Origin of the sequence: Nonomuraea sp. AD125B (assembly GCF_041402765.1) — a bacterium.
GTDB classification, from domain to species: Bacteria; Actinomycetota; Actinomycetes; order Streptosporangiales; family Streptosporangiaceae; genus Nonomuraea; species Nonomuraea bangladeshensis.
Window position 1 is genome coordinate 210,292 of the sequence record NZ_JBGLOU010000015.1, and the last position, 21,692, is coordinate 231,983.

25 protein-coding genes are annotated in these 21,692 nt (G+C 72.4%); 12 read left to right on the forward strand and 13 right to left on the reverse strand.

Going from position 1 to position 21,692, the window contains the following annotated elements:
* Nucleotides 1-46 precede the first annotated feature (46 nt).
* Nucleotides 47-592: a type 1 glutamine amidotransferase domain-containing protein gene (locus ACBR40_RS35035; protein ID WP_344208026.1), complete on the reverse strand. Its 546-nt coding sequence runs from the start codon at nt 590-592 to the stop codon at nt 47-49.
* Between the two features lie 117 nt (nt 593-709).
* Here ACBR40_RS35035 and ACBR40_RS35040 point away from each other — a divergent pair, with 117 nt between their 5' ends.
* Nucleotides 710-979 carry a heavy-metal-associated domain-containing protein gene (locus ACBR40_RS35040; protein ID WP_371251504.1) on the forward strand — a complete coding sequence of 90 codons (270 nt, stop codon included), beginning with the start codon at nt 710-712 and terminating at the stop codon, nt 977-979.
* A gap of 4 nt (nt 980-983) precedes the next feature.
* Here the strand turns inward: ACBR40_RS35040 and ACBR40_RS35045 are convergent, their stop codons facing one another.
* Nucleotides 984-1,334: a DUF2809 domain-containing protein gene (locus ACBR40_RS35045; RefSeq protein WP_371251505.1), complete on the reverse strand. Its 351-nt coding sequence runs from the start codon at nt 1,332-1,334 to the stop codon at nt 984-986.
* A gap of 149 nt (nt 1,335-1,483) precedes the next feature.
* Here ACBR40_RS35045 and ACBR40_RS35050 point away from each other — a divergent pair, with 149 nt between their 5' ends.
* The 5 genes from ACBR40_RS35050 to ACBR40_RS35070 are packed head-to-tail and all read left to right on the forward strand — an operon-like array spanning nt 1,484 to nt 7,197.
* Complete coding sequence (locus ACBR40_RS35050) at nt 1,484-3,298, forward strand: ABC transporter substrate-binding protein (RefSeq protein WP_371251506.1); 1,815 nt, start codon at nt 1,484-1,486, stop codon at nt 3,296-3,298.
* Nucleotides 3,295-4,347 (forward strand): ABC transporter permease, encoded by a 1,053-nt coding sequence (locus ACBR40_RS35055; RefSeq protein ID WP_364459631.1) that lies wholly within the window; start codon nt 3,295-3,297, stop codon nt 4,345-4,347. Before ACBR40_RS35050 ends, ACBR40_RS35055 begins: the two co-directional genes overlap by 4 nt.
* Nucleotides 4,344-5,225 (forward strand): ABC transporter permease, encoded by an 882-nt coding sequence (locus ACBR40_RS35060; protein ID WP_344208022.1) that lies wholly within the window; start codon nt 4,344-4,346, stop codon nt 5,223-5,225. The genes ACBR40_RS35055 and ACBR40_RS35060 overlap by 4 nt, the downstream gene beginning before the upstream one ends.
* Nucleotides 5,222-6,193: an ABC transporter ATP-binding protein gene (locus tag ACBR40_RS35065; protein WP_344208021.1), complete on the forward strand. Its 972-nt coding sequence runs from the start codon at nt 5,222-5,224 to the stop codon at nt 6,191-6,193. Before ACBR40_RS35060 ends, ACBR40_RS35065 begins: the two co-directional genes overlap by 4 nt.
* Nucleotides 6,193-7,197 carry an ABC transporter ATP-binding protein gene (locus ACBR40_RS35070; RefSeq protein WP_344208020.1) on the forward strand — a complete coding sequence of 335 codons (1,005 nt, stop codon included), beginning with the start codon at nt 6,193-6,195 and terminating at the stop codon, nt 7,195-7,197. The genes ACBR40_RS35065 and ACBR40_RS35070 overlap by 1 nt, the downstream gene beginning before the upstream one ends.
* Here the strand turns inward: ACBR40_RS35070 and ACBR40_RS35075 are convergent.
* Together ACBR40_RS35075 and ACBR40_RS35080 are read right to left on the reverse strand one after the other, a co-directional pair.
* Nucleotides 7,176-7,841, reverse strand: a complete 666-nt coding sequence (locus tag ACBR40_RS35075; protein ID WP_371251507.1) for a response regulator — start codon at nt 7,839-7,841, stop codon at nt 7,176-7,178. The two genes, ACBR40_RS35070 and ACBR40_RS35075, sit on opposite strands and share 22 nt — an antisense overlap.
* Nucleotides 7,838-9,031 (reverse strand): sensor histidine kinase, encoded by a 1,194-nt coding sequence (locus ACBR40_RS35080; RefSeq protein WP_371251509.1) that lies wholly within the window; start codon nt 9,029-9,031, stop codon nt 7,838-7,840. The genes ACBR40_RS35075 and ACBR40_RS35080 overlap by 4 nt, the downstream gene beginning before the upstream one ends.
* A gap of 109 nt (nt 9,032-9,140) precedes the next feature.
* Here ACBR40_RS35080 and ACBR40_RS35085 point away from each other — a divergent pair, with 109 nt between their 5' ends.
* Nucleotides 9,141-10,208: an alpha/beta hydrolase family protein gene (locus ACBR40_RS35085; protein ID WP_371251510.1), complete on the forward strand. Its 1,068-nt coding sequence runs from the start codon at nt 9,141-9,143 to the stop codon at nt 10,206-10,208.
* Here the strand turns inward: ACBR40_RS35085 and ACBR40_RS35090 are convergent.
* Together ACBR40_RS35090 and ACBR40_RS35095 are read right to left on the reverse strand one after the other, a co-directional pair.
* Entirely contained in the window at nt 10,169-10,993 is an 825-nt protein-coding gene (locus ACBR40_RS35090) for an NmrA family NAD(P)-binding protein (RefSeq protein ID WP_371251511.1), read from the reverse strand. The two genes, ACBR40_RS35085 and ACBR40_RS35090, sit on opposite strands and share 40 nt — an antisense overlap.
* Nucleotides 10,994-11,052: 59 nt before the next feature.
* A complete protein-coding gene (locus tag ACBR40_RS35095; protein WP_371251512.1) occupies nt 11,053-12,231 on the reverse strand; it encodes an FAD-dependent monooxygenase in 1,179 nt (392 codons plus the stop codon).
* Nucleotides 12,232-12,291: 60 nt separating this feature from the next.
* On the opposite strand from ACBR40_RS35095, the gene ACBR40_RS35100 reads away from it, so the two are divergent.
* Nucleotides 12,292-12,870, forward strand: coding sequence for a TetR/AcrR family transcriptional regulator (locus ACBR40_RS35100; protein WP_371251513.1), 579 nt, complete (start codon nt 12,292-12,294; stop codon nt 12,868-12,870).
* Nucleotides 12,871-12,874: 4 nt separating this feature from the next.
* Here ACBR40_RS35100 and ACBR40_RS35105 read toward each other — a convergent pair whose 3' ends face one another.
* From ACBR40_RS35105 to ACBR40_RS35115, 3 genes are read right to left on the reverse strand one after another with little or no spacing between them, the layout of a single operon-like run.
* Complete coding sequence (locus ACBR40_RS35105; protein ID WP_371251514.1) at nt 12,875-13,513, reverse strand: maleylpyruvate isomerase N-terminal domain-containing protein; 639 nt, start codon at nt 13,511-13,513, stop codon at nt 12,875-12,877.
* A gap of 19 nt (nt 13,514-13,532) precedes the next feature.
* The gene (locus ACBR40_RS35110; RefSeq protein WP_344208012.1) at nt 13,533-13,847 is read right to left on the reverse strand and encodes a multidrug efflux SMR transporter; all 315 of its coding nucleotides are present in this window, start codon (nt 13,845-13,847) and stop codon (nt 13,533-13,535) included.
* On the reverse strand, nt 13,844-14,494 hold the full coding sequence (locus ACBR40_RS35115) for an FMN-dependent NADH-azoreductase (RefSeq protein ID WP_371251515.1): 651 nt from the start codon (nt 14,492-14,494) through the stop codon (nt 13,844-13,846). Before ACBR40_RS35115 ends, ACBR40_RS35110 begins: the two co-directional genes overlap by 4 nt.
* Before the next feature lie 76 nt (nt 14,495-14,570).
* Here ACBR40_RS35115 and ACBR40_RS35120 point away from each other — a divergent pair, with 76 nt between their 5' ends.
* Nucleotides 14,571-15,131 carry a TetR/AcrR family transcriptional regulator gene (locus ACBR40_RS35120; RefSeq protein ID WP_371251516.1) on the forward strand — a complete coding sequence of 187 codons (561 nt, stop codon included), beginning with the start codon at nt 14,571-14,573 and terminating at the stop codon, nt 15,129-15,131.
* Here ACBR40_RS35120 and ACBR40_RS35125 read toward each other — a convergent pair.
* Nucleotides 15,112-15,840, reverse strand: coding sequence for a nucleotidyltransferase domain-containing protein (locus ACBR40_RS35125; protein ID WP_371251517.1), 729 nt, complete (start codon nt 15,838-15,840; stop codon nt 15,112-15,114). The genes ACBR40_RS35120 and ACBR40_RS35125 overlap by 20 nt on opposite strands.
* Nucleotides 15,841-15,850: 10 nt before the next feature.
* Here ACBR40_RS35125 and ACBR40_RS35130 point away from each other — a divergent pair, with 10 nt between their 5' ends.
* Both ACBR40_RS35130 and ACBR40_RS35135 read left to right on the forward strand, forming a co-directional pair.
* Nucleotides 15,851-16,666 (forward strand): SDR family NAD(P)-dependent oxidoreductase, encoded by an 816-nt coding sequence (locus ACBR40_RS35130; RefSeq protein WP_371251518.1) that lies wholly within the window; start codon nt 15,851-15,853, stop codon nt 16,664-16,666.
* Nucleotides 16,667-16,701: 35 nt separating this feature from the next.
* Nucleotides 16,702-17,109 carry a hypothetical protein gene (locus ACBR40_RS35135; protein ID WP_371251519.1) on the forward strand — a complete coding sequence of 136 codons (408 nt, stop codon included), beginning with the start codon at nt 16,702-16,704 and terminating at the stop codon, nt 17,107-17,109.
* A gap of 15 nt (nt 17,110-17,124) precedes the next feature.
* Here the strand turns inward: ACBR40_RS35135 and ACBR40_RS35140 are convergent, their stop codons facing one another.
* Nucleotides 17,125-17,751, reverse strand: a complete 627-nt coding sequence (locus ACBR40_RS35140; RefSeq protein ID WP_371251520.1) for an HAD family hydrolase — start codon at nt 17,749-17,751, stop codon at nt 17,125-17,127.
* 129 nt (nt 17,752-17,880) lie between these two features.
* Here ACBR40_RS35140 and ACBR40_RS35145 point away from each other — a divergent pair, with 129 nt between their 5' ends.
* On the forward strand, nt 17,881-19,683 hold the full coding sequence (locus tag ACBR40_RS35145; protein WP_371251521.1) for an alkyl/aryl-sulfatase: 1,803 nt from the start codon (nt 17,881-17,883) through the stop codon (nt 19,681-19,683).
* Here the strand turns inward: ACBR40_RS35145 and ACBR40_RS35150 are convergent.
* Nucleotides 19,673-20,173, reverse strand: coding sequence for a hypothetical protein (locus tag ACBR40_RS35150; RefSeq protein WP_371251522.1), 501 nt, complete (start codon nt 20,171-20,173; stop codon nt 19,673-19,675). The genes ACBR40_RS35145 and ACBR40_RS35150 overlap by 11 nt on opposite strands.
* Before the next feature lie 59 nt (nt 20,174-20,232).
* Nucleotides 20,233-21,660 carry a cytosine permease gene (locus tag ACBR40_RS35155; protein ID WP_371251523.1) on the reverse strand — a complete coding sequence of 476 codons (1,428 nt, stop codon included), beginning with the start codon at nt 21,658-21,660 and terminating at the stop codon, nt 20,233-20,235.
* Between the last annotated feature and the right edge of the window lie 32 nt (nt 21,661-21,692).

Below are 21,692 nucleotides of genomic sequence, written 5' to 3' on the forward strand. Positions count from 1 at the left end.
GCGACGGCCGGCGACCTTCGCGAGGTCGCCGGCCGCCTGATGCGGGTCACCCGCCGAACGCGTCGGTGGCCGCCTGGCAGAACGCCTTCAGGTCGTCCGGCTTGCGGCTGGTGACGAGGGTGTTCGGGCCCTCGGTGTCCACCACGACCTCCTGGTCCACCCAGGTGGCGCCGGCGTTGCGGAGATCGGTCTGAAGGCTGGGCCACGAGGTCATCGTGCGCCCGCGCACCACGTCGGCCTCGATCAGCGTCCAGGGCGCGTGGCAGATGGCCGCGACCGGCTTGCCGGCGTCGAAGAACGCGTGGACGAACCGTACGGCGGCCGGCTGCATGCGCAGGAAGTCCGGGTTGGCGACGCCTCCGGGCAGCACGAGGCCGTCGAAGGACGCCGGGTCGGCGGTGTCCACCGTGTCGTCCACGGCGAACTCGTCGGCCTTGTCCAGGTGGTTGAACCCCTGGATCTGCCCGGAGTCGGTGGAGATCAGCTTGGGCGTGCCGCCCGCCTGCTTGACCGCCTTCCACGGTTCGGTGAGCTCCACCTGCTCCACGCCCTCGGGCGCGACGAGAAAGGCGATGGTCTTGCCGTTCATCATGCGAACCTCCTATGAATCAGCCGCTTTCTCTCCCCTATCCGGCCGTGCCGGATGTATGCGTCTTTACCCTAGGGGGGTATAGTGCCCGGTGAACGTCACTGTGAGGAGGGAGTCGTCATGACCGTCACGACATACCAGGTCGAGGGCATGACCTGCGGCCACTGCGTGAGCTCGGTGACCGAGGAGGTCGGCAAGGTGGCCGGCGTGAGCGGGGTCGAGGTGGACCTGGCGTCCGGGGCCGTGACCGTGACGAGCGCCGCGCCGCTCGACGCGGACGCCGTGGAGGCCGCCGTCAACGAGGCGGGCTACGAGCTGGCCGGCCGGGTCGAGCTGCTGCCCCAGGCGGGCGGCGGCGGGTGCTGCGGCGGCTCCTGCGGCTGCGGCTGACCGCTCAGCGGGCCAACCGGTCGCGGGCGGCGGTGTGGACGACCCACGCCGCGCCCGCGCCGACCGCGTACCAGAGCAGGTCGGGCGGGTTGAAGGTGCTGCCCAGCAGCGGCCGCAGCACGGCAGGGATCTCCCCGAGCTGGGCGAACTCGATCGCCCAGCTCAGCCCGGCCGACACCAGCGCGGCGACCCACGGCCGCACCCGCGGGGCCACGAGCAGCGTGAACGTGTAGATCAGTACGGTGTAGAGCGCGTCACCGGCGTACTTCGGCACCGGTCCGTCCCAGAGCAGGCGCACGCCGAGCCCTGCGGCGACGGTCAGGACGGCGGCGAGGGCGGTGAGCAGACGGGGCACCAGATTTACGGTAGTGCCGGTAAAGACTGAAAATTTACACCGCAGAAGGATACGAAGCTGAAACAATTTTCCGTGTCTCGTTGACACACGGTCTCCGTATGGTGTGCCTTTCCATACACAGGAAAACCCCGCCTGAAGGTGAGGCACTCATGAGTAAATGGCTCGCGCGCCTGGTAGCGCTGGGCTTGGCGGTATTAGTGGCAGGTCAGGGCACCACGGCGGCCCTGGCGCAGGAACCGGCGGCGGGGAAGAAGATCTTCAGGGTCGGCGCGACCCAGTCCATGGACTCGATGAACCCGTTCCTCGCGGTCCGGCTGGTCTCGACCTCCATCCACCGCTGGATGTACGGCTTCCTGACGGTGCCCGACTCGAAGACCCTCGCGCCCAGCCCCGACCTCGCCGAGTCGTGGACGACGTCGGAGGACGGGCTCACCTGGACGTTCAAGATCCGCCAGGCGAAGTGGTCCGACGGCCAGCCGATCACGGCTGAGGACGCCGCCTGGACGTTCAACAAGATGATGACCGACGAGGCCGCCAAGACGGCGAACGGCCCCGCGGTGGAGAACTTCGAGACCGTCACGGCCAACGGCCAGGACCTCGTCATCAAGCTGAAGGCGCCGCAGGCGTCCATGCTGGAGAACCCGGTGCCGATCATGCCCAAGCACGCTTGGGAGTCGGTCACCGACATGGCCAACTACGACGCCGAGAAGTACCCCTCGGTGAGCAGCGGGCCGTACATCGCGGTCGAGCACAAGAAGGACCAGTACGTCAAGCTGCAGGCCAACCCCAACTACTGGCGGGGCAAGCCCAAGATCGACGAGCTCCAGGTCATCTTCTACGACAACCCGCAGGCCGCCGTCGCCGGCCTGAAGAAGGGCGACATCGACCTGCTCGGCCGGATGACCCCGCAGGAGTTCGAGGCCATCCAGAACGACCCGAACATCGAGGCCTGGAACACCCAGGGCCGGCGCGCGGCGTACCTGCAGATCAACCACGGCGCCACCACGACCGACGACAAGCCCGTCGGCGACGGTCACCCGGCGCTGAAGGACGTCAAGGTCCGCCAGGCCGTGCACTACGCCATCGACAAGCAGAAGCTGGTCGACGAGGTCCAGAACGGCCTGGCCAAGCCCGCCGACGGCTCGATCGTGCCGCCGATGTACAAGGACTGGTTCTGGGAGGCCACCGGCGAGGAGAAGGTCACCTACGACCCCGCCAAGGCCAACCAGATCCTCGACGACGCGGGCTACAAGAAGGGCTCCGACGGCGTCCGCACGATGCCCGACGGCAAGCGCAAGCTGGAGTTCCGCTTCACCATCCACACGGACACGCCCGTCGAGGACAAGCTCGCCGAGTACCTGACCGCCTTCCTCAAGGAGGTCGGCATCACGGTCACCACGGTCAAGCTGGACTCCAGCAAGTTCACCGAGGAGACCGGCACCACCGGCAACTTCGACATCGCGATCAGCGGCTGGTCCGTCAACCCCGACCCGGAGGAGGTCCTGGCCACGCACCTGTGCAGCCGGCGGCCCGCCTCGAACGGCGAGGGCGGCGGCACCGAGTCGTTCTTCTGCGACGACACCTTCGAGAAGCTCTACAAGGACCAGCTCAAGGAGCTGGACCGGCCCAAGCGCGTCGAGCTGATCAAGCAGATGCAGGAGCGGCTCTACACCCAGGCGCCGATCATCGCCATCTACTACACCAACGACCTTGAGGGCTACCGCAAGGACAAGGTCACCAGCATCACCCCGATCCCCGAGGACAAGGGCCTGCTCTACGGCGGCAGCGGCTACTGGCCGTTCTACACCGTGGACGTCAAGGCCGCGGCCGCGGCCGGCGCGAGCGGCGACAGCGGCTCGAACACCGGGCTCATCGCCGGGATCGTCGGCGTCGTGGTGGTCCTCGGCCTCGGTGCCTTCTTCCTGACCAGGCGGCGCAAGAGCACCGCAGACGAGCGCGAATGACCACACCTCTGGAGTCAGCGGAGCCCGCCGTCCAGGCGGCGGGCCCCGCGGACGACCGCCCCGCCCGCCGTGGCACGCTGCGTTACGCGGCGTCCAAGGCAGGCGGGGCGCTGTTCAGCATCGCCATGGTGATCATCGGGACGTTCTTCCTCTTCCGCATGCTTCCCGGTGATCCCGTACGCAACCTCGCGCAGGGCCGCAACATGACCCCCGCGCAGCTCGACCTGGAACGTCGCCGGCTGGGCCTGGACAAGCCGCTGATCGACCAGTTCTTCGACTTCGTCGGCAAGACCCTCCGGCTCGACCTCGGCACCTCCTACGAGTACAAGCGGCCGGTGCTCGACCTCATCGGCGAGCGCATCGGCCCGACGCTGCTGCTCGCCGGCACCGGGCTGGTCATCGCGGTCAGCCTCGGCATCTGGCAGGGCACCCGCGCCGGCTGGCGGCACGGCAGCGGCTTCGACCGCTTCTCCACCGGCGTCTCGCTGGTGCTCTGGTCGGTGCCGACCTTCTGGCTCGGGCTGCTGCTCATGATGGTGTTCGGCGTCGGCATCGGGCCGATCCCCGGGCTGTTCCCGTTCCGCGGCATCGAGAGCGTGGACGCGCCCGACGGGTTCGCGTACGTGCTGGACGTCGCCTCGCACATGGTGCTGCCCTGCCTGACGCTGGTCGCCGTGGTCTACGCCCAGTATCTCCTCGTCATGCGTTCGTCGCTGCTGGAGGAGGTCGGGCAGGACTACGTCACCGTGGCGCGGGCCAAGGGGCTGCGCGACGACGACGTACGGCGGCGGCACGCCGTGCCCAACGCGCTGCTGCCGACCGTGACGCTGGTGTTCATGCGGATCGGGTTCGTCGTGGGCGGCGCGGTCACCGTCGAGACCATCTTCACCTGGCCCGGCCTCGGGCAGTTGTTCTACGAGGCGGTGCGGGTGCCGGACTTCACGCTCATGCAGGGCACGTTCCTGCTGATCACGGTCGCCGTGATCCTCATGAACACGCTGGCCGACGTGGTCTACCACATCCTCGACCCGAGAGTGAGGTCGGCATGACGAGCCTCGCCGCCACGCGGCGCCGCCTCGCGCTGAGCCGCTTCTGGGCCGACTTCCGCACCCATCGGGCCGGGCTCGCCGGCGCGGTCGTCCTGCTGGTCGCCGTGCTGCTCGCGCTCGTCGCCCCGCTGTTCATCAGCGAGGACGTCACCAGCGTCGTCGAGGGCACCGGCCAGAAGTTCGCGCCGCCCAGCCTCGCCGAGCCGTTCGGCACCGACGAGTCGGGCCGCTCGATCCTGCTCATGGTGTGGTGGGGCTCGCGCACGTCGCTGCTCATCGGCTTCCTCGCCGCGCTGCTCAGCGTGGTCATCGGCCTGGTCGTCGGCGTCGCGGCCGGGCACTTCCGCGGCTGGATCGGCGGCGCGCTGATGCGGGTCACCGACTGGTTCCTGGTGCTGCCGTCGCTGGTCACGGCGCTGGTGCTGGCCGCGATCCTGGGCGGCAGCACGGCGACGATCGTCACCGCGATCGCGGTCACGACCTGGCCCTCGACCGCCCGGTTGATCCGCGCCCAGACGCTCGCCGTCGAGGCCCGCCCCTACATCGAACGCTCCAAGGCGCTCGGCGCGGGGCACTGGCACATCACCACCCGGCACGTGCTGCCCAACGTGGCCCCGCTGCTGCTGGCCAGCACCACGCTGGAGGTGGCCAGCGCGATCGTGACCGAGTCCACGCTCGCCTTCCTCGGCGCGAGCGCCAACAAGACGTCCTGGGGCACGATGCTGCGCGCCTCCTACGACTTCGGCGCCGCCACCAACGCGGCCTGGTGGTACATCATCATCCCCGGCCTGGCCATCCTCATCGTCGTCATGGCGTTCACCCTCATGGGGCGGGCGCTGGAGGCCGTGCTCAACCCCCAGCTCAGGAGGAAGGCGTGAGTCTCCTCGAACTCGATGACGTGTCGGTGACGTACCGCATCGCCGCGGGCGAGGTGCCCGCGGTGCGCGGCGTGTCGCTGACCCTCGACTCCGGAGCGGCGCTCGGAGTCGCCGGCGAGTCGGGATCCGGCAAGTCGACGCTGGCCATGGCGCTGCTCAGGCTCCTGCCCAGGGACGCGCGCGTCGACGGCCGGATCCTCCTCGGCGGCGAGGACATCGCCGCCATGACGTGGGGACGCCTGCGGGCCGTGCGCTGGGCGGAGGCGTCGATCGTCTTCCAGGGCGCGCAGCACGGGCTCAACCCCGTGCGCAGGATCGGCGACCAGATCGCCGAGCCGCTGCTCGTCCACGGCCTGGCCAAGCCCGAGGGCGCCCGCAAGCGGGTGACCGAACTGCTCGAACAGGTCGGCCTGCCGGCCTGGCGGGCACGCAGCTACCCGCACGAGCTGTCGGGCGGGCAGCGGCAGCGCGTGATGATCGCGATGGCGCTGGCCTGCTCGCCGCGGCTGATCATCGCCGACGAGCCGACCACCGCGCTCGACGTGATGGTCCAGGCGCAGGTCCTGACGCTGATCAAGCAGCTGGTCGCCGAGCACGGCATCTCGCTGATCATGATCTCGCACGACCTGTCGGTGCTCGCCGACGTCTGCGACCAGCTCGCGGTCATGTACGCCGGCCGCGTCGTCGAGCACGGCCCGTCCGCGCAGGTCTTCCACGACCCGCGCCACCCCTACGCCAAGGCGCTGGCGGCGGCGTTCCCGACCGTGGGCGACCCGGCCTCGCGCATGGCGCCCAAGGGACTCGGCGGCGACCCGCCCGACCCCATGCAGCTCCCGACCGGCTGCGCCTTCCATCCGCGCTGCCCGGCGGCGCTGCCGGAGTGCGCGAGCACCGACGTGGAGCTCTGGCCGGCCGGTCCCGGCCGGGTCGCGGCCTGCGTGCACGTACGGGCGAAGGAGGATGCCTGATGACCGAGACGCAGACCCCCGCCGAGGCGGTCGAGACCGCGCGGCCCACCCTGCTGGAGGCCCGCGACCTGCGCGTGGAGTTCAGCTCGCGGGGCCGCAGGGCGCGTGCCGTGGACGGCGTCAACCTGGCCATCGGCAAGGGCGAGATCGTCGCGCTGGTCGGCGAGTCGGGCTGCGGCAAGACCACGCTCGCCCGCACCCTGCTCGGCCTCGAACGGCCCACCGCCGGCGAGGTCCGCTTCGAGGGGGCCGCGCTCGACTACCGCGCGCGGGCGCTCAAGGCGTACCGCCGGCAGGTCCAGCTCGTCCTCCAGGACCCGATGGGCTCGCTCAACCCCCGCCACACCGTGTACGAGGCCGTCGCCGAGGGCCCCCGCATCCACGGCCTGGCCGACGAGCGGGAGGTCGTGGCCAAGGCCCTGTCCCACGCCGGGCTCCGGCCGCCGGACCGGTTCTTCCTGCGCCACCCGCACGAGCTGTCCGGCGGGCAGCGGCAGCGCGTGGTGATCGCGGGCGCGCTGGCCCTCGACCCGAAGGTGCTGATCGCCGACGAGCCGGTGGCCTCGCTGGACGCCTCCGTACGCGGCGAGATCCTGGCGCTGCTGCTCCGGCTGCGCGCCGAGCTGGGGCTGTCGGCGCTGGTCGTCACGCACGACCTCGGCCTCGCGTGGAACATCGCCGACCGGGTCGCCGTGATGTACCTCGGCAGGATCGTCGAGTCGGGGCCGGTCGAGCAGGTGCTGACCGCGCCGCGGCATCCGTACACGCAGGCGCTGCTGTCGGTGCTGCCGGAGTCGCCGGAACGGGTGGTGCTGACCGGCGAGCCGCCGGACCCGACCCGCATCCCGGGCGGATGCCGCTTCCACGCCCGCTGCCAGGTGCTCGCCTCGGGGCGGGCGGCCGAGGCCGGGGTGGACGGCAGGTGCCGCACCGAGTCGCCGGCCGTCCTGCCCGCCGACGCCGTGGCGCGGGCGGCCTGCCACTACGCGGACGTATCCGGCTGACCGAGCTCCGCGTCGTGCACCAGGATGGCCGCCTGGACCCGGTTGGCCAGGCCCAGCTTGGCCAGCACCCGGCTGACGTGCGCCTTCACCGTGGCCTCGGTCAGCCGCAGCTCGCGGCCGATCTCGGCGTTGGACAGGCCGCGGGCCAGGGCCCTGATGACGTCCTCCTCGCGATCGGTCAGCGCGGCGAGGCGGCGGCGGGCGGTCTCGGCCCTGGACGGGGCGCGGCCGGCGTAGGAGGCGAGCAGGCGCCTGGTGACCGACGGGGCGAGCATGGCCTGGCCGGCCGCGACCGTGCGGACGGCCGCGGCCAGCTCTCGCGGCGGGGTGTCCTTGAGCAGGAAACCGACCGCGCCGAGTCGCAGTGCCTCGTGGACGTACTCGTCGAGGTCGAACGTGGTCAGCATGATCACCTTGGGCGGGCTGGGCGCGACGAGCAGCCGGCCGGCGGCGGTCAGGCCGTCGGTGCCGGGCATGCGCACGTCCATGAGCACGACCTCGGGACGCAGCCGCGCCGCCGCCGAGACCGCCTCCGCGCCGTCGCGGGCCTCGGCGATCACGGCGATGTCGCCCGCCGCCTCCAGGATCAGCCGGAGCCCGGAGCGCACCAGCTCCTCGTCGTCGGCGACCAGGACCCGGATCACGCGGGGATCCGCGCCGCGACCAGGAAACCGCCGTCGTCCTGCGCGCTGGTGCGCAGCGTGCCGCCGAGCAGCTCGACCCGCTCGCGCAGGCCGACCAGGCCCCAGCCCGCCCCGGGCAGCCCGGCGGGTGGGGACGCGGGGGCGCGGTTGCGGACCTCCACCTCCAGCGCCTCCGGCCGGTAGCGGACCCGCACGTCGGTGCGCGCGTCGGCGGCGTGCCTGTGCACGTTGGTGAGCGCCTCCTGCACCACCCGGTACGCGGTCCGCGCCACCGCCGGCTCCACCTCTCGCGCCTCGCCCTCGTCGTGCCTGACGACCTCGACGCCGAGCGCGCGCGACTGGTCGAGCAGCCGGTCGAGGTCGGCGAACGTGGGCGGCGGCGCGACCTCCTCCGCCTGCCGCCGGTCGGGGGCCCAGCCGGTGGCACGGCCGGGGGCCCAGTCGGGGGCCCGGCTGGTGGCACGGCCGGTGGCACAGTCGGGGGCCCGGCCGGTGGCACGGTTGGTGGCCCGGAGGACGCCGAGCACGTCACGCAGGTTCGTCAGCGCCTCGCGGCCGATGCCGCCGATGAGCGCGGCGGTCCGCGCGGCCTCCTCGTCGCCCGTGCGCACCTCCAGCGCCCCGGCGTGCAGCACGATCAGCGAGACCCGGTGGGCGACCACGTCGTGCATCTCCCTGGCGATGCGGGCTCGCTCCTCGGCCCGCACCTGCTCGGCCCGCATGATCTGCTCGCGTTCGGCGCGCCGCTGCACCTCGCGGCGGGCCCGCGTCCACAGGCCCAGCGCGAACGGCAGCCCGACCACGGCCAGCGCCATGAACAGGGCGTTGCCAGGGGTGGCGGCCAGGACCTCGCGCACGCCGTCGCGCCAGGCGCCCATCAGCGCGGACGCCCCGAACACGGCCGCGCAGCCGCCCAGGTAGGCCGCGACGTCCCGGCCCCTGACCAGGTCGCGGCCCGCGTGGTAGGAGGCGGCCAGCAGCGGCGGCCACAGCAGGAGCAGGACGTGGCCGACCGCGGCCACGGCGGCGAGGGGCCACCAGGACCGCCGGGTCTGCCACGCGGCCAGCCCGGCCGCCGCGGCGACCGCGAGCTCCGCCGGCAGCGGGAGCCCGGAAGGCGCCCCCGCCTGCCCCTGGAGGACGAACAGAGAGAGCCCGAACATCGCCGCGCCGAGCAGGACGAACCGCATGGCACCAGCGTAGGGGCCCGGCCGGAAGAGGCTTTACGACGAAAGTAGGGGGCGGCGACCGACGATCGGGGCGCACACCCCGGCGGCTCCCGCCGCCAGATTGGCTCCCATGCTGAAGATCCTGACCGCCCTGTCCCTGGTCGCGGTGCCGCCGCAGGCGGACCTCGCGCTGCCGGAGCCCACCGGGCCGCTGCCCGTGGGCACGACCGACCTGCACCTGGTGGACGAGAGCCGGCCCGACCCCTGGAACCCGGAGGCGGACCGGCGCGAGCTGATGGTCACCCTCTGGTACCCGGCCCGGCGCGACAACGGCGAGCGGGCGCGCTACCTGAGCCCGCAGGAGTCCGCCGCGGTCCTCGCCCCCTACCGTGACGTCCCCCCGGACGCGCTCACCCAGGTCAGGACCCACGCCGGGCGGGAGGCTTCCGTCCGCGCGGGCCGCCATCCGCTCGTCGTCCTCTCGCCCGGTTTCACCTTCCCCCGCGCCACCCTGACCTCGCTCGGCGAGGACCTGGCGAGCCGGGGCTATCTGGTCGCGGCCGTCGAGCACACCTACGAGTCGGTCGCCACCACGTTCCCCGACGGCCGCACGACCACGTGTCTCGCCTGCGTCCCCGGCCAGGACGGCGCCGTCGTCGCGGCCGGGCGGGCGGCCGACGTGAGTTTCGTGCTGGACGAGCTGACGGCGGGGCGCTGGGGCCGGTCCGTCGACCGTGCGCGGATCGCCGTGGCCGGCCATTCGATGGGCGGCAACAGCGCCGCCGCCGTCCTGGCGAAGGACCGCCGGGTCAAGGCCGGCGCCAACCTGGACGGCACCTTCATCCCGCCGGTCGAGCGCCTGGACCGGCCGTTCCTGCTGATCGGCTCGCCGCGTACGCATGCGTGGGACGGCAGCGACGACTCGTGGAAGAAGTCCTGGGCCCACCTGAAGGGCCCGAAGAAGTGGATCACGATCGCCGGGACCGACCACTCCGCCTTCGTTGACTACGCCGTGCTCCGGCCCCCGCTCGGCATCCCCGCGCAGGAGCTCGACGGCGCGCGGGCGCTGCGGATCACCCGTGATCACCTCGCGGCCTTCCTCGACCGCCATCTGCGGGGGCGCAGCACGCCGGTCCCCGCCTGTCCCGAGGTCGTCGATCAGGGGCGGAAGACGGCGGCGTTCTCCTCGGCCCACTGACGGAAGCTCCTGGCGTCCCGGCCGGTGACCTCCTTGACGGTCGGGACGACGGTGTAGCCGATCTCCGGCGTGTGGCCGAGCGCGCCGATCAGGAACTCGACGGTCTCCTCGCCCATGCCGTCGGCGCGCCACTTGGCGCGGGCCTCGTCCACGGTGAGCTCGACGAAGCGTACGTCCCTGCCGATGGCGCCGGCCAGGATCGCGACCTTCTCCCTGAGCGTGATGGCCTCGGGGCCGGTCAGCACGTACGCCCGCCCGCCGTGCCCGCCCTCGGTGAGCACGGTCGCGGCCACGGCGGCGATGTCGCGCTCGTGCACCAGCGCGCTCAGCCGGTCGCCGAACGGCTCCTTGATGACGCCCTCGGTCCGGACCGTCTCCGCCCACCAGCGCAGCGTGTTGGACATGAACTCGACCGGGTGCAGCAGCGTCCACTCGATGCCGCTGCCCGCGAGCGCCCGCTCCAGCTCGCCGTCCTCGCGCCCGCCGAGCACGGTGACCCGCCGCACGCCGGCCGCGGCGGCCAGCTCGACCAGGGCGGCGCCGTCGGGGAGCGGGGCGTAGTCGTCGCCCGCGAAGTTGATGAGGTGCGCGGCCTCGACGCCGTCGAAGACACCTGCCAGCTCGGCGGGCCTGGCGAGGTCGCCCGCGACCACCTCGACGCCCTCGGGCAGCGCGGCCCTGGCGGGGTTCCTGGTCAGGGCGCGGACCCGCTGCCCGGCGGCGAGCAGCTCCTCGACGACGAGACGGCCGACGGTCCCGGTGGCGCCGGTGACGAGAACGATCATGGTGAGGCCCCTCTTTTGGAACGGAACGTTCTGCTCTCAGTCTAGCAGAACGGAATGATTCATTCCACGTAATCCTTGAGCGCGATGGCGTTCGCCGCCTTGTGGATCGGCCCGGCCACGCGCTCCACCATGCGGTCGCGGCCCGGCAGGCGGGGGATCAGCCGGATCATCGCGAGCTGGAACCACAGGGCGAACCGCGACGGGATCACCATGCCATTGAGGTTGGCGTCCGCCAGCGCCTGGTTGGCCGCGACGAAGTCGCGCAGCTCCCGCTCGTAGCCCTCCGGGCCGCGGCCCGCCGCCAGCTCGCCGGCCAGCACGTACGCCCCCACCACCGCCAGGCTCGTGCCCTGCCCCGACGCGGGGGAGGCGCAGTACGCCGCGTCGCCGAGCAGCACCACCCGCCCCTTCGACCAGAGGTCCATGCGGATCTGGCAGACCGCGTCGAAGTAGAGGTCGTCGGCCGCGCGCACCGCGTCGAGCAGCCGCGGCACCTCCCAGCGCATCCCGGACATGGCCGCGGCCAGCAGCTCCTTCTGCCGCTCGACGTCCCGGTGGTCGTAGACGAGCGGCGGGGACGACCAGATGAACATGGCCCTGGCCACGCCGTCGTCCTGGCGGGTGCTGTAGACGTTGGCGGTGCGACCGGGCGCCGCGTGCACCGCCTCCTCGCGGTCCAGGCCGAGCGGGTCGGGCACCGAGCAGATCGAGATGTAGTGGCCGAGGTGGCGGACGAAGCCCTCCTCCGGGCCGAACGCGAGCCGCCGGACGTTGGAGTGCGCGCCGTCGGCCCCGATCACCAGGTCGAACACGCGCGGTCCTGAGCGCTCGAAGCTGACGGTGCCGTCCTCGGCGATGGCCGTGACCGAGTCGTCGAAGACGTACTCGACCTCGTCGCGGGTCAGCTCGTACAGCAGCTCGTTGAGGTCGCCGCGCATGATCTCGACGTCGTCGCCCGAGCGCCCGCCGAACAGGTCGGCGTCCATGGTCGCGACCTTCCTGCCGTCGGCGTCGTAGTGGGTGGCGACGCGCATGTCCGTGGCGCGGGCGCGGACCGCGTCCATGAGGCCCATGCGCTCGATCACCCGCAGCGCCGCGCCCCTGAGGTCCACCTTGTAGCCGCCCGAGCGGACGGCGGGGGCCCGCTCGACCACGGTGACGGTGAAGCCGTGCCGGCGCAGCCAGTAGGCCGCGGACGTGCCGGCGATGCTCGCGCCGGAGATGAGGATGTTCGCCATGCCGCAGACAGTACATCTGTCTTAGACGATTGTCTAGGACGATTGTGCTAGTTTGTGAGCATGGGAAACAGAGAGGACCTGCTGGCGGGCGCGAAGCGGTGCCTGGTCGAGAAGGGCTACGTCCGCACCACGGCGCGCGACGTCGCGAGCGCGTCGGGCGTGAGCCTCGCGGCCATCGGCTACCACTTCAAGTCGAAGGAGGCGCTGCTCAACGAGGCGCTGTTCGAGGTCATGCGGGAGTGGGGCGAGGAGCTGGCGGCCACGCTGTCGGCCACGCTGTCGGCCGGGCCGGCGCCGGGCGCGGACCGGCTGGAGCGCTTCGCCGTCGTGTGGGACCGGGTGCTGGAGTCGTTCGCGCGGCTGCGGCCGCTCTGGGTGACGCAGCTCGAACTCCTGGGCCAGGTCGAGCACCTGCCGGAGGTGCGCGACCAGCTCGCCGCCGCGAACAGGGAGGCCCAGGAGGGGCTCGCGGAGCTCTTCGAGGGCGGCGAGCCGGGCGCCGACCCCGAGCGTGCCCGGCTGACCGGCGCGCTCTACCAGGCGCTGCTCACCGGGTTCCTGTCCCAGTGGCTGCTCGATCCCGAGCGGGCGCTGTCGGGCCGCGAGGTGGCCGCCGCCCTGCGCCTGGTGACCGCGTGAGCTCCTAGAAGGCGCTGATGGTGGCCGGGGCGCGCTCGGCCCGGCTCAGCGCGCGGATGACCGCCGTCGCACCGTGGCGGTGCACCGCCAGCCGGGCCAGCAGCTCGACCACGGGCCTGATGACCTCCGGCGGCAGCGCGGGCGTCTCGACGCCCACGCTCGCGGCCAGGTCGTCGGCGTGGACCACCAGCTCGACCAGGCGGGTGAGCAGGAAGTCGTCCAGGGTGAGCGCCCAGCCGGACGCCTTCACGTGGACCACCCGGTCGGCGGGCTCGGCGGGCAGCGCGGTGATCTGCGTGTCGAGCAGCGCCCGCGTCCGCTCGACCAGCGCGGCCGGGCCGTCGGCCGCGGCGGCCTCGCCGCCCCGCCGGATGCCGACGTTGATCTCGTGGTCGAGGCCCGCCTCCACCCACGGCGAGCGCGAGTAGTGCTCCAGGAGGTCGATCGGCTCGTGACCGGCGCCGTCGGAGTCGAGCACGTCGCGAACCCGGACGATCTGGTGCGCCAGGTGCCCCGCCAGCCCCGCCACGCTGAACTCGGTGAGCGCGCTCGGCTTGTCCCAGCCCGCCGTCACCGCCGGCTGCCCGAGCAGCGACACCGCCGACGTCGCGGCGATCACGTACGAGTTCCTGATGTCCACCATCGCTCGCCCTTCCCTCGTGTCAGGCCGTGACCCGGGCCAACACTATCCCTCCCACGATCAGCCCGAGCGCGGCCATCCGTCCCACCGAGACGGGGTCGTCGTGGAGCACCACGCCCAGCGTGATCGCGCCGACCGCGCCGATGCCGGTGAAGACCGCGTACGCGGTGCCGACCGGCAGCGTGTTCATTGCCCGCGACAGCAGCCAGACGGCGGCGGCCATGAGCAGCAGGCTGACCAGCGTGGGCAGGGGGCGGGTGAAGTTCTGGGTCGGCTTGATGCTCTGCGACCAGGCCACCTCCACCAGCCCGGCCAGCAGCAGGACGAGCCAGCTCATCGGGCCGCCGCCGTGAGAGCCTGGGCGCGGACCTGGGCGCGGGCCGCGGCCAGCGACTCCTCGTGCCGCTCGCGCAGGTGGGCGAGCGCCGGGTCGAGACGGGCGTTGACCAGCTCGGCGTGGACGAACGTCACGTCCTCGACCTGGAAGTGGCCGCGGAAGAAGTCGCGCAGGTAGCGCTCCTCGTGGTCGTACGGCTCGCGGGGGGTGCCGGGGCCGTACGCGCCGCCCCGCGCGCCGGTCACCACGAACGAGCGGCCCGCCAGCGACATCTTGGGGAAGGTGATCTGGTCGAGCCACGCCTTGAGCGACGACGGGATCGAGTAGTTGTACATCGGCGTGCCGATCAGCACGACGTCGGCCGCGAGGACCTCGGCGAGCAGCGGCTCGACGATCGCCCAGGCGTCCCGCTGGGCGGGCGTGCGGACCGCCTCCTGGTAGCGGGCGGGGTCGGTGATCTCGTGCTCCAGGACGTGGTCGCACAGCTCCGTCCACGCCTCGCCGATGTGCGGCACGGGGCGGGCCGCGAGGTCGCGGTAGGTGTAGCCGGCGCCGGGGTGGGCGGCGCGCCAGGCGTCGGCGTACTCGGCGGACAGCTGACGCGAGAACGAGTTCCGGCGCGCGCTGGCGTCCAGGTGCAGCAGCATCGTGATTCTCCTCAGATATGTGGACGCTGTGTCCACTTCACTATAAGCGGACGCTGTGTCCACATACAATGGGCGCATGGAAAGAGCCGACGCCGCCCGCAACCGCGCCAGAATCCTGGAGGCCGCCGCCGCACTCTTCGCCGAGCGCCCTCCGCAGGACGTGACGATGGACGACATCGCCAAGAGGGCCGGCGTCGGCCGGGGCACGCTCTACCGGCGCTATCCCGACCGCGCCTCGATCGCCGTCGCGCTGCTCGACGAGCACGAACGCGCGCTTCAGGAACGGCTGCTGCGCGGCGAGCCGCCGCTCGGCCCCGGCGCGCCGCCCGCCGACCGGCTCGCCGCCTTCTACGCCGCGATGGTGCGCCTGCTGGAGGACCACGCCCACCTGGTGCTGGGCACGGAGGTGGGCCGCTCGCGCTTCGAGACCGGCGCGTACGGCTTCTGGCGGGCCCACGTACGGGCCCTGCTCGTGGCGGCCGGCACACCCGACCCGGACGCGCTGGTGGAGGTGCTGCTCGCCCCCCTCGCCCCCGAGGTGTACGGCTACCAGCGCGACCGGCTCGGCCTCACCCCGGACCGCATCACCGAGGCGCTGACCCGCCTGACCGTCCTGCTCAGGCCAGCGTCTTCCTGATCGCCGACCTGATGAACGCGCGGGCCAGCTTGGCCCGGCGGAAGCGGCTGAGCCGGGGGCCCGGCGTGCCGTACCTGCGGGCGCGCACGTCGGCCACCACGAGCTCGGGCGCGCCCATCCCCGGCAGCAGGTCCAGGGCCTCCCGCTTGGTGACGAGCCGCCCGTCGGCGAGCGTGACCGCGGCCCGCGCGATCGTCACCGTGCCGAGGTCCACCCAGATGTCCCGCAGCCAGCGCCGCCGCCCGCGCGTCTTCTCCAGCCAGAAGTCCCGCAGGTCCGTACGGACGAACTCGGCCAGCTCGGCGTCCGACACAGGCGGCAGCAGGTCGGCGGGCGACGGCCCGTACAGTTCGAGCGCCTTCACGTGCAGCTCGCGCCGGGTCACGGGGGTCACCGGGCGGCGGAAGATCTCCTCGTGCGCCCACGTCACGTGCTCGGCGGACGGATCGGCCAGCTCCTGGCGGGCGATGTACGAGCAGTGCAGCCGATCCGCCAGCGGCAGGTCCAGGCCGCGGTGCACGGCCTTGATCCGCCGCCAGTGCCCCATCGTGACCGGCTCGTCCACGATCGCGATGAGATCGAGGTCGCTGCGGCCGGGCTGGTAGTCGTCGGTCGCCAGCGACCCGTGGGCCCACAGCGCGACGAGGGGGACGGCGGGCTCCACGGTCTCCAGGAAACGGCTCAGCAGCCGGTCGGTCGCGACGTGCATGATGGTCACTATGATCGATCCTCGCCTCACTGGAAAGGTCGCGTTGATCACTGGCGCCAATCAGGGCATCGGGGCGGCGGCCGCGATCGCGCTGGCGGCCCAGGGGGTGGCGGTCTTCCTGACGTACAAACGGCTCGACCCGCTGAAGCATCCGGCCTATCCCGAGGCGTACGACCGGCTGCGCGCCCGCGACGCCGGCGAGGTCGTGGCGCGGGTGCGCGAGGCGGGCGGCAGGGCGGAGTCGGCGGAGGCCGACCTCGCCGACCCGGAGACTCCCGGCCGGCTGTTCGACCTGGCGGAGGCGGCGTTCGGCCCGGTCGAGATCCTGGTCAACAACGCGAGCGGCTGGGTCAGCGACACCTTCGCGGCACAGGAGCACGACGGTTTCGGCCGCCCGACGCGGCGGGTGGACGCCGCGACGCACGACCGCCAGTTCGCGGTGGACGTGCGCGCGCCCGCGCTGCTCATCGCCGAGTTCGCCCGGCGGCACGTCGCCCGCGGCGCGAGCTGGGGCCGCATCATCGGCCTGACCTCCGCAGGGCCGCACGGCTTCCCCGGCGAGGTCAGCTACGGCGCGGCCAAGTCGGCCCAGGAGAGCTACACGATGTCGGCGGCCCACGAGCTGGGCCGCCACGGCGTCACCGCCAACATGGTCCACCCCCCGATCACCGACACCGGCTGGATCAACGAGGAGGTGGAGAGCCTGGCCCGCGAGCACGGCCCGCTCGGCAGTGTCGGCCTGCCGGAGGAGGTGGCCGAGGTGATCACCTACCTCGCCTCCCACCAGGCCCGCCGGGTGACCGCGCAGGTGATCAGAATGTACTGACCGGGGTGATTCCCGAGCGCTGAAATCCGGAAATCATGACTGAGGTTCTGCAGGTCGTCATCGGAGGGCCGGCGGCGGCGATACCGCTTTCCGATCCTTATCTGGCTGATGTCCTCGATCTCCTGCAGACCGTCGACAGCGTCATGTGGCAGATTCGGGCGGCAGAGATCATTCGCCGGGGCATGGACCTCCCCAGGGGTTACCCCCGGAGGCTGACCCAGGTGTATGTTCCTCCTCCGCCGGACGAGCCGCCCGGCCGGATTCCGAGAGAAGTGCGCAACCGCATGCAGCGCGAGATCGAGGACAAGCCGCCCGGCCTCGCGCGGATCACCCGAATATCCAAAACGTCCTGGTGGAAAGGGCGCGAGGAGGCGCTGAAAGCGAAACAGTCCTTCGAGAAGCTGCGTGACGCGGGCGTGGAGATGCGGCAGCTCGAGGATTGATCGCGATGGCGGCGCTCAGGGGAGCAGGTCGGGGGTGAGCGCGGCGAGGTCGGGCAGGACCCGCCAGGCCAGCGCCAGCGCGTCAGGGGCGGGCGGGTAGCGGGGGTGCGGCACCGCGATGACCCGCATGCCCGCCGCGTGCGCGGAGCGCAGCCCGTTGCTGGAGTCCTCGACCGCGACGCAGCCGCGCGGGTCCACCTCCATGCGCCGGGCCGCCTCCAGGTAGCCGTCGGGCGCGGGCTTGCCCCGTTCGACCTCCTCGGTCGAGACCGTGGCCGCGAAGCAGTCCGTCAGCCCGGCCGCGTCCAGCACCACGTCGATCAACCGGCGGGGGGACGAGCTGGCGAGCCCGAGCACGCGCCCGGCCGCGAGCCGCCGTACGGCCTCCACCGCGCCCGGCATCAGCGGCACCTCGTCGCGGTAGCGGGCGGCCATCTGGTCGACGACCCCGCGCGCGATCTCGTCGGGGGACAGGCGCACGCCCAGCTCGTGCAGGTACGCGGCCCACTCGCCGGTGCTCATGCCCATGAGCCGCGACTGGGTGTCCGGCTGCCACGTGCCGCCGTGCTCGGCCACGAACGCCCGCCGCACCTCCTCCCACACCGGCTCGGAGTCGACCAGCACGCCATCGAGATCGAACACGCACGCTCCCATGAACGATCACTCTAACCACCCGACCGGCCGTCCCGCTTGTCCCTATTGCCCGAGATTCATGCTCTAAGGGGGAATTGTTGAGCTACCCGGGAACCTCTCCCGGGCAGGCGGACAGACATGGCAGACCTTCCACTTCGCGACACGGGCGACTTCGAGGACGCCGATCGCGGCTTCATCGCCAAGCTCGACCCCGGAGTGATCAAAACGGCCGACGGCAGGGTCATCTGGGACATCGACGCCTACGACTTCCTCCACGACGAACGCCCCGAGACGGCCCACCCCAGCCTGTGGCGCCAGGCCAGGCTCTGCGCCCGCCAAGGTCTGTACGAGGTCACCCCGGGCGTCTATCAGGTGCGCGGCCTCGACCTGGCCAACATGACGCTGGTCGAGGGCGAGCGGGGCGTCGTCGTCATCGACCCGCTCGGCTCCGTCGAGTGCGCCGCCGCCGCGCTCAAGCTCTACCGCGCCCACCGCGGGGAGCGCCCCGTCACCGGCGTCGTCTACACCCATCCCCACACCGACCACTTCGGCGGCGGGCGCGGCGTCACCCACGGCGGCGTCCCGATCCTGGCCGCCGCCGGGTTCCTGGAGCACGCGGTCGCGGAGAGCCTGTACGCAGGACCCGCGCGGGCCCGCCGCGCCGTCTACATGTACGGCCCCGCCCTGCCCCGCTCGCCGGAGGGCCAGCTCGGCTCCGGCCTCGGCATGACCGTCGCCCCCGGCACCCGCTCGCTGCTCCCGCCCACGCTGGAGGTCGCCCGTACCGGTCAGGAGGAGACCGTCGACGGCGTGCAGCTGCTCTTCCAGCTCACCCCCGGCGGCGGCGCGCCCGCCGAGCTGAGCATCCTCCTGCCCGCGCACCGGGCGCTGTTCCTCGCCGAGAACGCCGGTCGCGGCCAGCACGCCGTCCTGTCCCTGCGCGGCTCCGCGGTCCGCGACCCCCGGGCGTGGTCCCGCCACCTCGACGAGGCGCTCGCCCTGCTCGCCCCGCACGCCGACGTCGCGCTCGCCGCGCACCACTGGCCCACCTGGGGCGGCGACGGCATCGCCGGCTACCTCGCCCGGCAGCGCGACCTGTACGCGTACCTGCACGACCAGACCCTGCGCCTGCTCAACAAGGGCCTGACCGCCGCCGAGATCGCCGAGGCCGTACGCCTGCCGCCCGAGCTGGAGCACGCCTGGCACGCCCGCGGCCACCACGGCTCGACCGCGCACAACGTCAAGGCCGTCTACCAGCGCTACCTCGGCTGGTTCGACGGCAACCCGGCCCACCTCTGGGAGCACCCGCCGAGGGAGAGCGCCATCAGGTACGTCGACTGCCTGGGCGGCGGCGCGGCCGTGGTCGCCTGCGCCCGCCGCTATCTCGGCGAGAACGACCTGCGCTTCGCCGTCCAGCTGCTCAACCACGCCATCTTCGCCGACGAGGGCAACAAGGAGGCCCGCGACCTGCTCGCCGAGGTCTACACCCGGCTCGGCCACGGCGCGGAGAACGCCGCCTGGCGCAACTTCTACCTGATGGCCGCGCTGGAGCTCACCGACGGCATCGTGCCCGCCACGCCGGAGCGGACCCCGCCGGACGTGCTCGCCGCGCTGAGCGTGGCGCAGATCTTCGACACGCTCGCCGTACGGGTGGACGGGCCGCGCGCCTGGCACGAACGCCTGGCCATCGACTGGCACCTCACCGATCTCGGCGAGCGCCACCGCACGACCCTGTCCAACGGCGCCCTCATCCACCAGCCGAACCCGCCCGCCGACGTGCCGCCCGACCTGACCCTGCGGCTGACGAAGGCGCAGCTCGTGGGGCTGATGGCGGGCAAGGGCGTGGAGGGCGTGGAGCGTGAGGGCGACACGACGGCGCTCAAGCGCCTGGTGGCCGTCCTCGACCATCCGATCCCGGACTTCGCCATCGTCACGGCGTGACCGGCGGCGCGGGCCGCTCCTGAACGGGCCCGCCGGCATGCTCGCGCATGGACCGGCAGGCGAGCGCGAGCAGCGTGACCACGACCGCCGCCAGCGCGGGCCCCACCACCAGCGGCACCGTCAGCTCGCCCGCGTGCCATGCCGCCGCGAGGACCGCCGCGGACGTCACCGCCCCCACCCCGAACATCGCCAGCCAGAGCGGCAGCACCCGTACGAAGGCGTAGAGCAGCGGGAACGCCGGCCACACGAACGGCGCGGAAACGACGGCCAGCACCAGCCAGAGCGCCGTCACCGCCCCGAGCCACACGGGCCCGGCCACCGGACGCCCCTCGGCCGACGGCCCGGCCGCGTAGAGCGCGCCGAGCAGCACGCCACCCGCGGCGATCCCCACCTGGTCCTCACGCAGCACGGTGACCACGGCCATCGCCAGCAGCCCGAAGACCGTGAGATGCACCGCCCACGCCAGCAGTCGCAACGGTATGTCCATCATCGATCACCAACAGTAACGGCGATCGGCCGCCGGCGCGACGCACCCGGCGGTGCCGGGTCTCAGGCGCCGGTCCGGTCCTCCGCGCGGCGGCGCGCGCTCACCGGCGCCGTGGCCGCGAAGTACAGCACCCCGGCCACCACCAGCGCGATCACCACGCCGATGTTCGCCGCCCCGAACGTGGACCCCTTCAGCTCCTCGCTCATCAGGAACCCGACGACCTTCGCGATGTTCTCGTCCGCCGAGGTGATCAGCCCCATCCCGACGACCGACGCGACGACCAGCGCGGCGACCCCCGTCCAGTTGACGGCGGGCCCGCCGGGACGCAGCAGCCGCTCGTCGTAGCCGCGCCCGCCGTCACGCATCCGCCACATGTCCACCAGGAAGATCGCCACCCAGGCGGCCATCACCACGCCGACGATCGCCAGGAACGCCTGGAAGGTGCCGAAGAAGCTGTCGCTGACGAACAGCAGGTAGTAGCCGCCGAGCACCATGAGCACCCCGTCGATGAGCACCGCGAGATGCCGCCGCACCGGGACCCCGAGCGCCAGCATCGACAGCCCGGACGAGTAGATGTCCATGATCGCCCCGGCCAGGAACCCGCCGATCGCGGTCAGCAGATAAGGCAGCAGGAACCACGTCGGCAACGCCCCCGCCAGCGCCGCCACCGGATCGCCCCCGGCCGCCTCGGCGAACTTCGGGTCGCCGCCCGCCAGCAGCACCCCGAACACCAGCAGCACCATCGGCGGCAGCGCGCCCCCGAGCGTCGTCCAGAACGCCACCGCCCGCCCGGACGAGCGGGAGGGCAGGTAACGCGAGTAGTCCGCGCCGCAGTTGACCCAGCCGAGGCCGAGCAGCGTCATCGCGAAGATGATCCCGCCGATCCAGCCGCCGGCTCCGGTGGTGGTCTCCAGCGACACGCCCAGCCTGGGCGTCATGAGCGCCATGTAGACGACGGTCAGCACGACGAACGCGTACGTCAGGTACCGCTGCACCACCATGATCAGCGCGTGTCCGTACACGCCGACGGCGATCACGACCAGCGCCGCGACGGCGAAGCAGACGGCGGTGGCGGTCGTGCGGGGGAGATCGGGCGCGAGCCGGGCGAGGATGGCCGCCCCGCTCTGCGCCGACAGCGTGACCAGCACGATCTCCCAGCCGACGTTCGAGATGTACGACAGCGTGGCGGGCAGCTTGTTGCCCTGGTAGCCGAAGGGCGCCCGGCCCAGCGTCATCGTCGGCACGCCGGACCGGGTGCCGCCGACCGCGACCAGGCCGACCAGCAGGAACGACAGGACGTACCCGACGGCGCCGGTGATGATCGCGGGGACGACGCCGAGCCCGAGCCCGACGATGTAGACGCCGAACGCGACCCCGAACAGCGACAGGTTGGAGCCGGCCCAGGGCCAGAAGAGGTCGCCCGGCCGGCCGTGCCGCTCCGCCTCGGGGACCGCGTTGATGCCGTTCTGCTCGACGGCCATCGTGTCCATGATCCGGACGTTACAACCGGTCTGTGACGAAA

Excerpts from the sequence above, each read along its gene's own strand:
- ACBR40_RS35035 (WP_344208026.1), bottom strand. The coding sequence starts at position 592 with ATGATGAACGGCAAGACCATCGCCTTTCTCGTCGCGCCCGAGGGCGTG.
- ACBR40_RS35040 (WP_371251504.1), top strand. The coding sequence starts at position 710 with ATGACCGTCACGACATACCAGGTCGAGGGCATGACCTGCGGCCACTGC.
- ACBR40_RS35050 (WP_371251506.1), top strand. The coding sequence starts at position 1,484 with ATGAGTAAATGGCTCGCGCGCCTGGTAGCGCTGGGCTTGGCGGTATTA.
- ACBR40_RS35055 (WP_364459631.1), top strand. The coding sequence starts at position 3,295 with ATGACCACACCTCTGGAGTCAGCGGAGCCCGCCGTCCAGGCGGCGGGC.
- ACBR40_RS35060 (WP_344208022.1), top strand. The coding sequence starts at position 4,344 with ATGACGAGCCTCGCCGCCACGCGGCGCCGCCTCGCGCTGAGCCGCTTC.
- ACBR40_RS35070 (WP_344208020.1), top strand. The coding sequence starts at position 6,193 with ATGACCGAGACGCAGACCCCCGCCGAGGCGGTCGAGACCGCGCGGCCC.
- ACBR40_RS35080 (WP_371251509.1), bottom strand. The coding sequence starts at position 9,031 with ATGCGGTTCGTCCTGCTCGGCGCGGCGATGTTCGGGCTCTCTCTGTTC.
- ACBR40_RS35085 (WP_371251510.1), top strand. The coding sequence starts at position 9,141 with ATGCTGAAGATCCTGACCGCCCTGTCCCTGGTCGCGGTGCCGCCGCAG.
- ACBR40_RS35090 (WP_371251511.1), bottom strand. The coding sequence starts at position 10,993 with ATGATCGTTCTCGTCACCGGCGCCACCGGGACCGTCGGCCGTCTCGTC.
- ACBR40_RS35095 (WP_371251512.1), bottom strand. The coding sequence starts at position 12,231 with ATGGCGAACATCCTCATCTCCGGCGCGAGCATCGCCGGCACGTCCGCG.
- ACBR40_RS35100 (WP_371251513.1), top strand. The coding sequence starts at position 12,292 with ATGGGAAACAGAGAGGACCTGCTGGCGGGCGCGAAGCGGTGCCTGGTC.
- ACBR40_RS35105 (WP_371251514.1), bottom strand. The coding sequence starts at position 13,513 with ATGGTGGACATCAGGAACTCGTACGTGATCGCCGCGACGTCGGCGGTG.
- ACBR40_RS35110 (WP_344208012.1), bottom strand. The coding sequence starts at position 13,847 with ATGAGCTGGCTCGTCCTGCTGCTGGCCGGGCTGGTGGAGGTGGCCTGG.
- ACBR40_RS35115 (WP_371251515.1), bottom strand. The coding sequence starts at position 14,494 with ATGCTGCTGCACCTGGACGCCAGCGCGCGCCGGAACTCGTTCTCGCGT.
- ACBR40_RS35120 (WP_371251516.1), top strand. The coding sequence starts at position 14,571 with ATGGAAAGAGCCGACGCCGCCCGCAACCGCGCCAGAATCCTGGAGGCC.
- ACBR40_RS35125 (WP_371251517.1), bottom strand. The coding sequence starts at position 15,840 with ATGCACGTCGCGACCGACCGGCTGCTGAGCCGTTTCCTGGAGACCGTG.
- ACBR40_RS35130 (WP_371251518.1), top strand. The coding sequence starts at position 15,851 with ATGATCGATCCTCGCCTCACTGGAAAGGTCGCGTTGATCACTGGCGCC.
- ACBR40_RS35135 (WP_371251519.1), top strand. The coding sequence starts at position 16,702 with ATGACTGAGGTTCTGCAGGTCGTCATCGGAGGGCCGGCGGCGGCGATA.
- ACBR40_RS35145 (WP_371251521.1), top strand. The coding sequence starts at position 17,881 with ATGGCAGACCTTCCACTTCGCGACACGGGCGACTTCGAGGACGCCGAT.
- ACBR40_RS35150 (WP_371251522.1), bottom strand. The coding sequence starts at position 20,173 with ATGATGGACATACCGTTGCGACTGCTGGCGTGGGCGGTGCATCTCACG.
- ACBR40_RS35155 (WP_371251523.1), bottom strand. The coding sequence starts at position 21,660 with ATGGACACGATGGCCGTCGAGCAGAACGGCATCAACGCGGTCCCCGAG.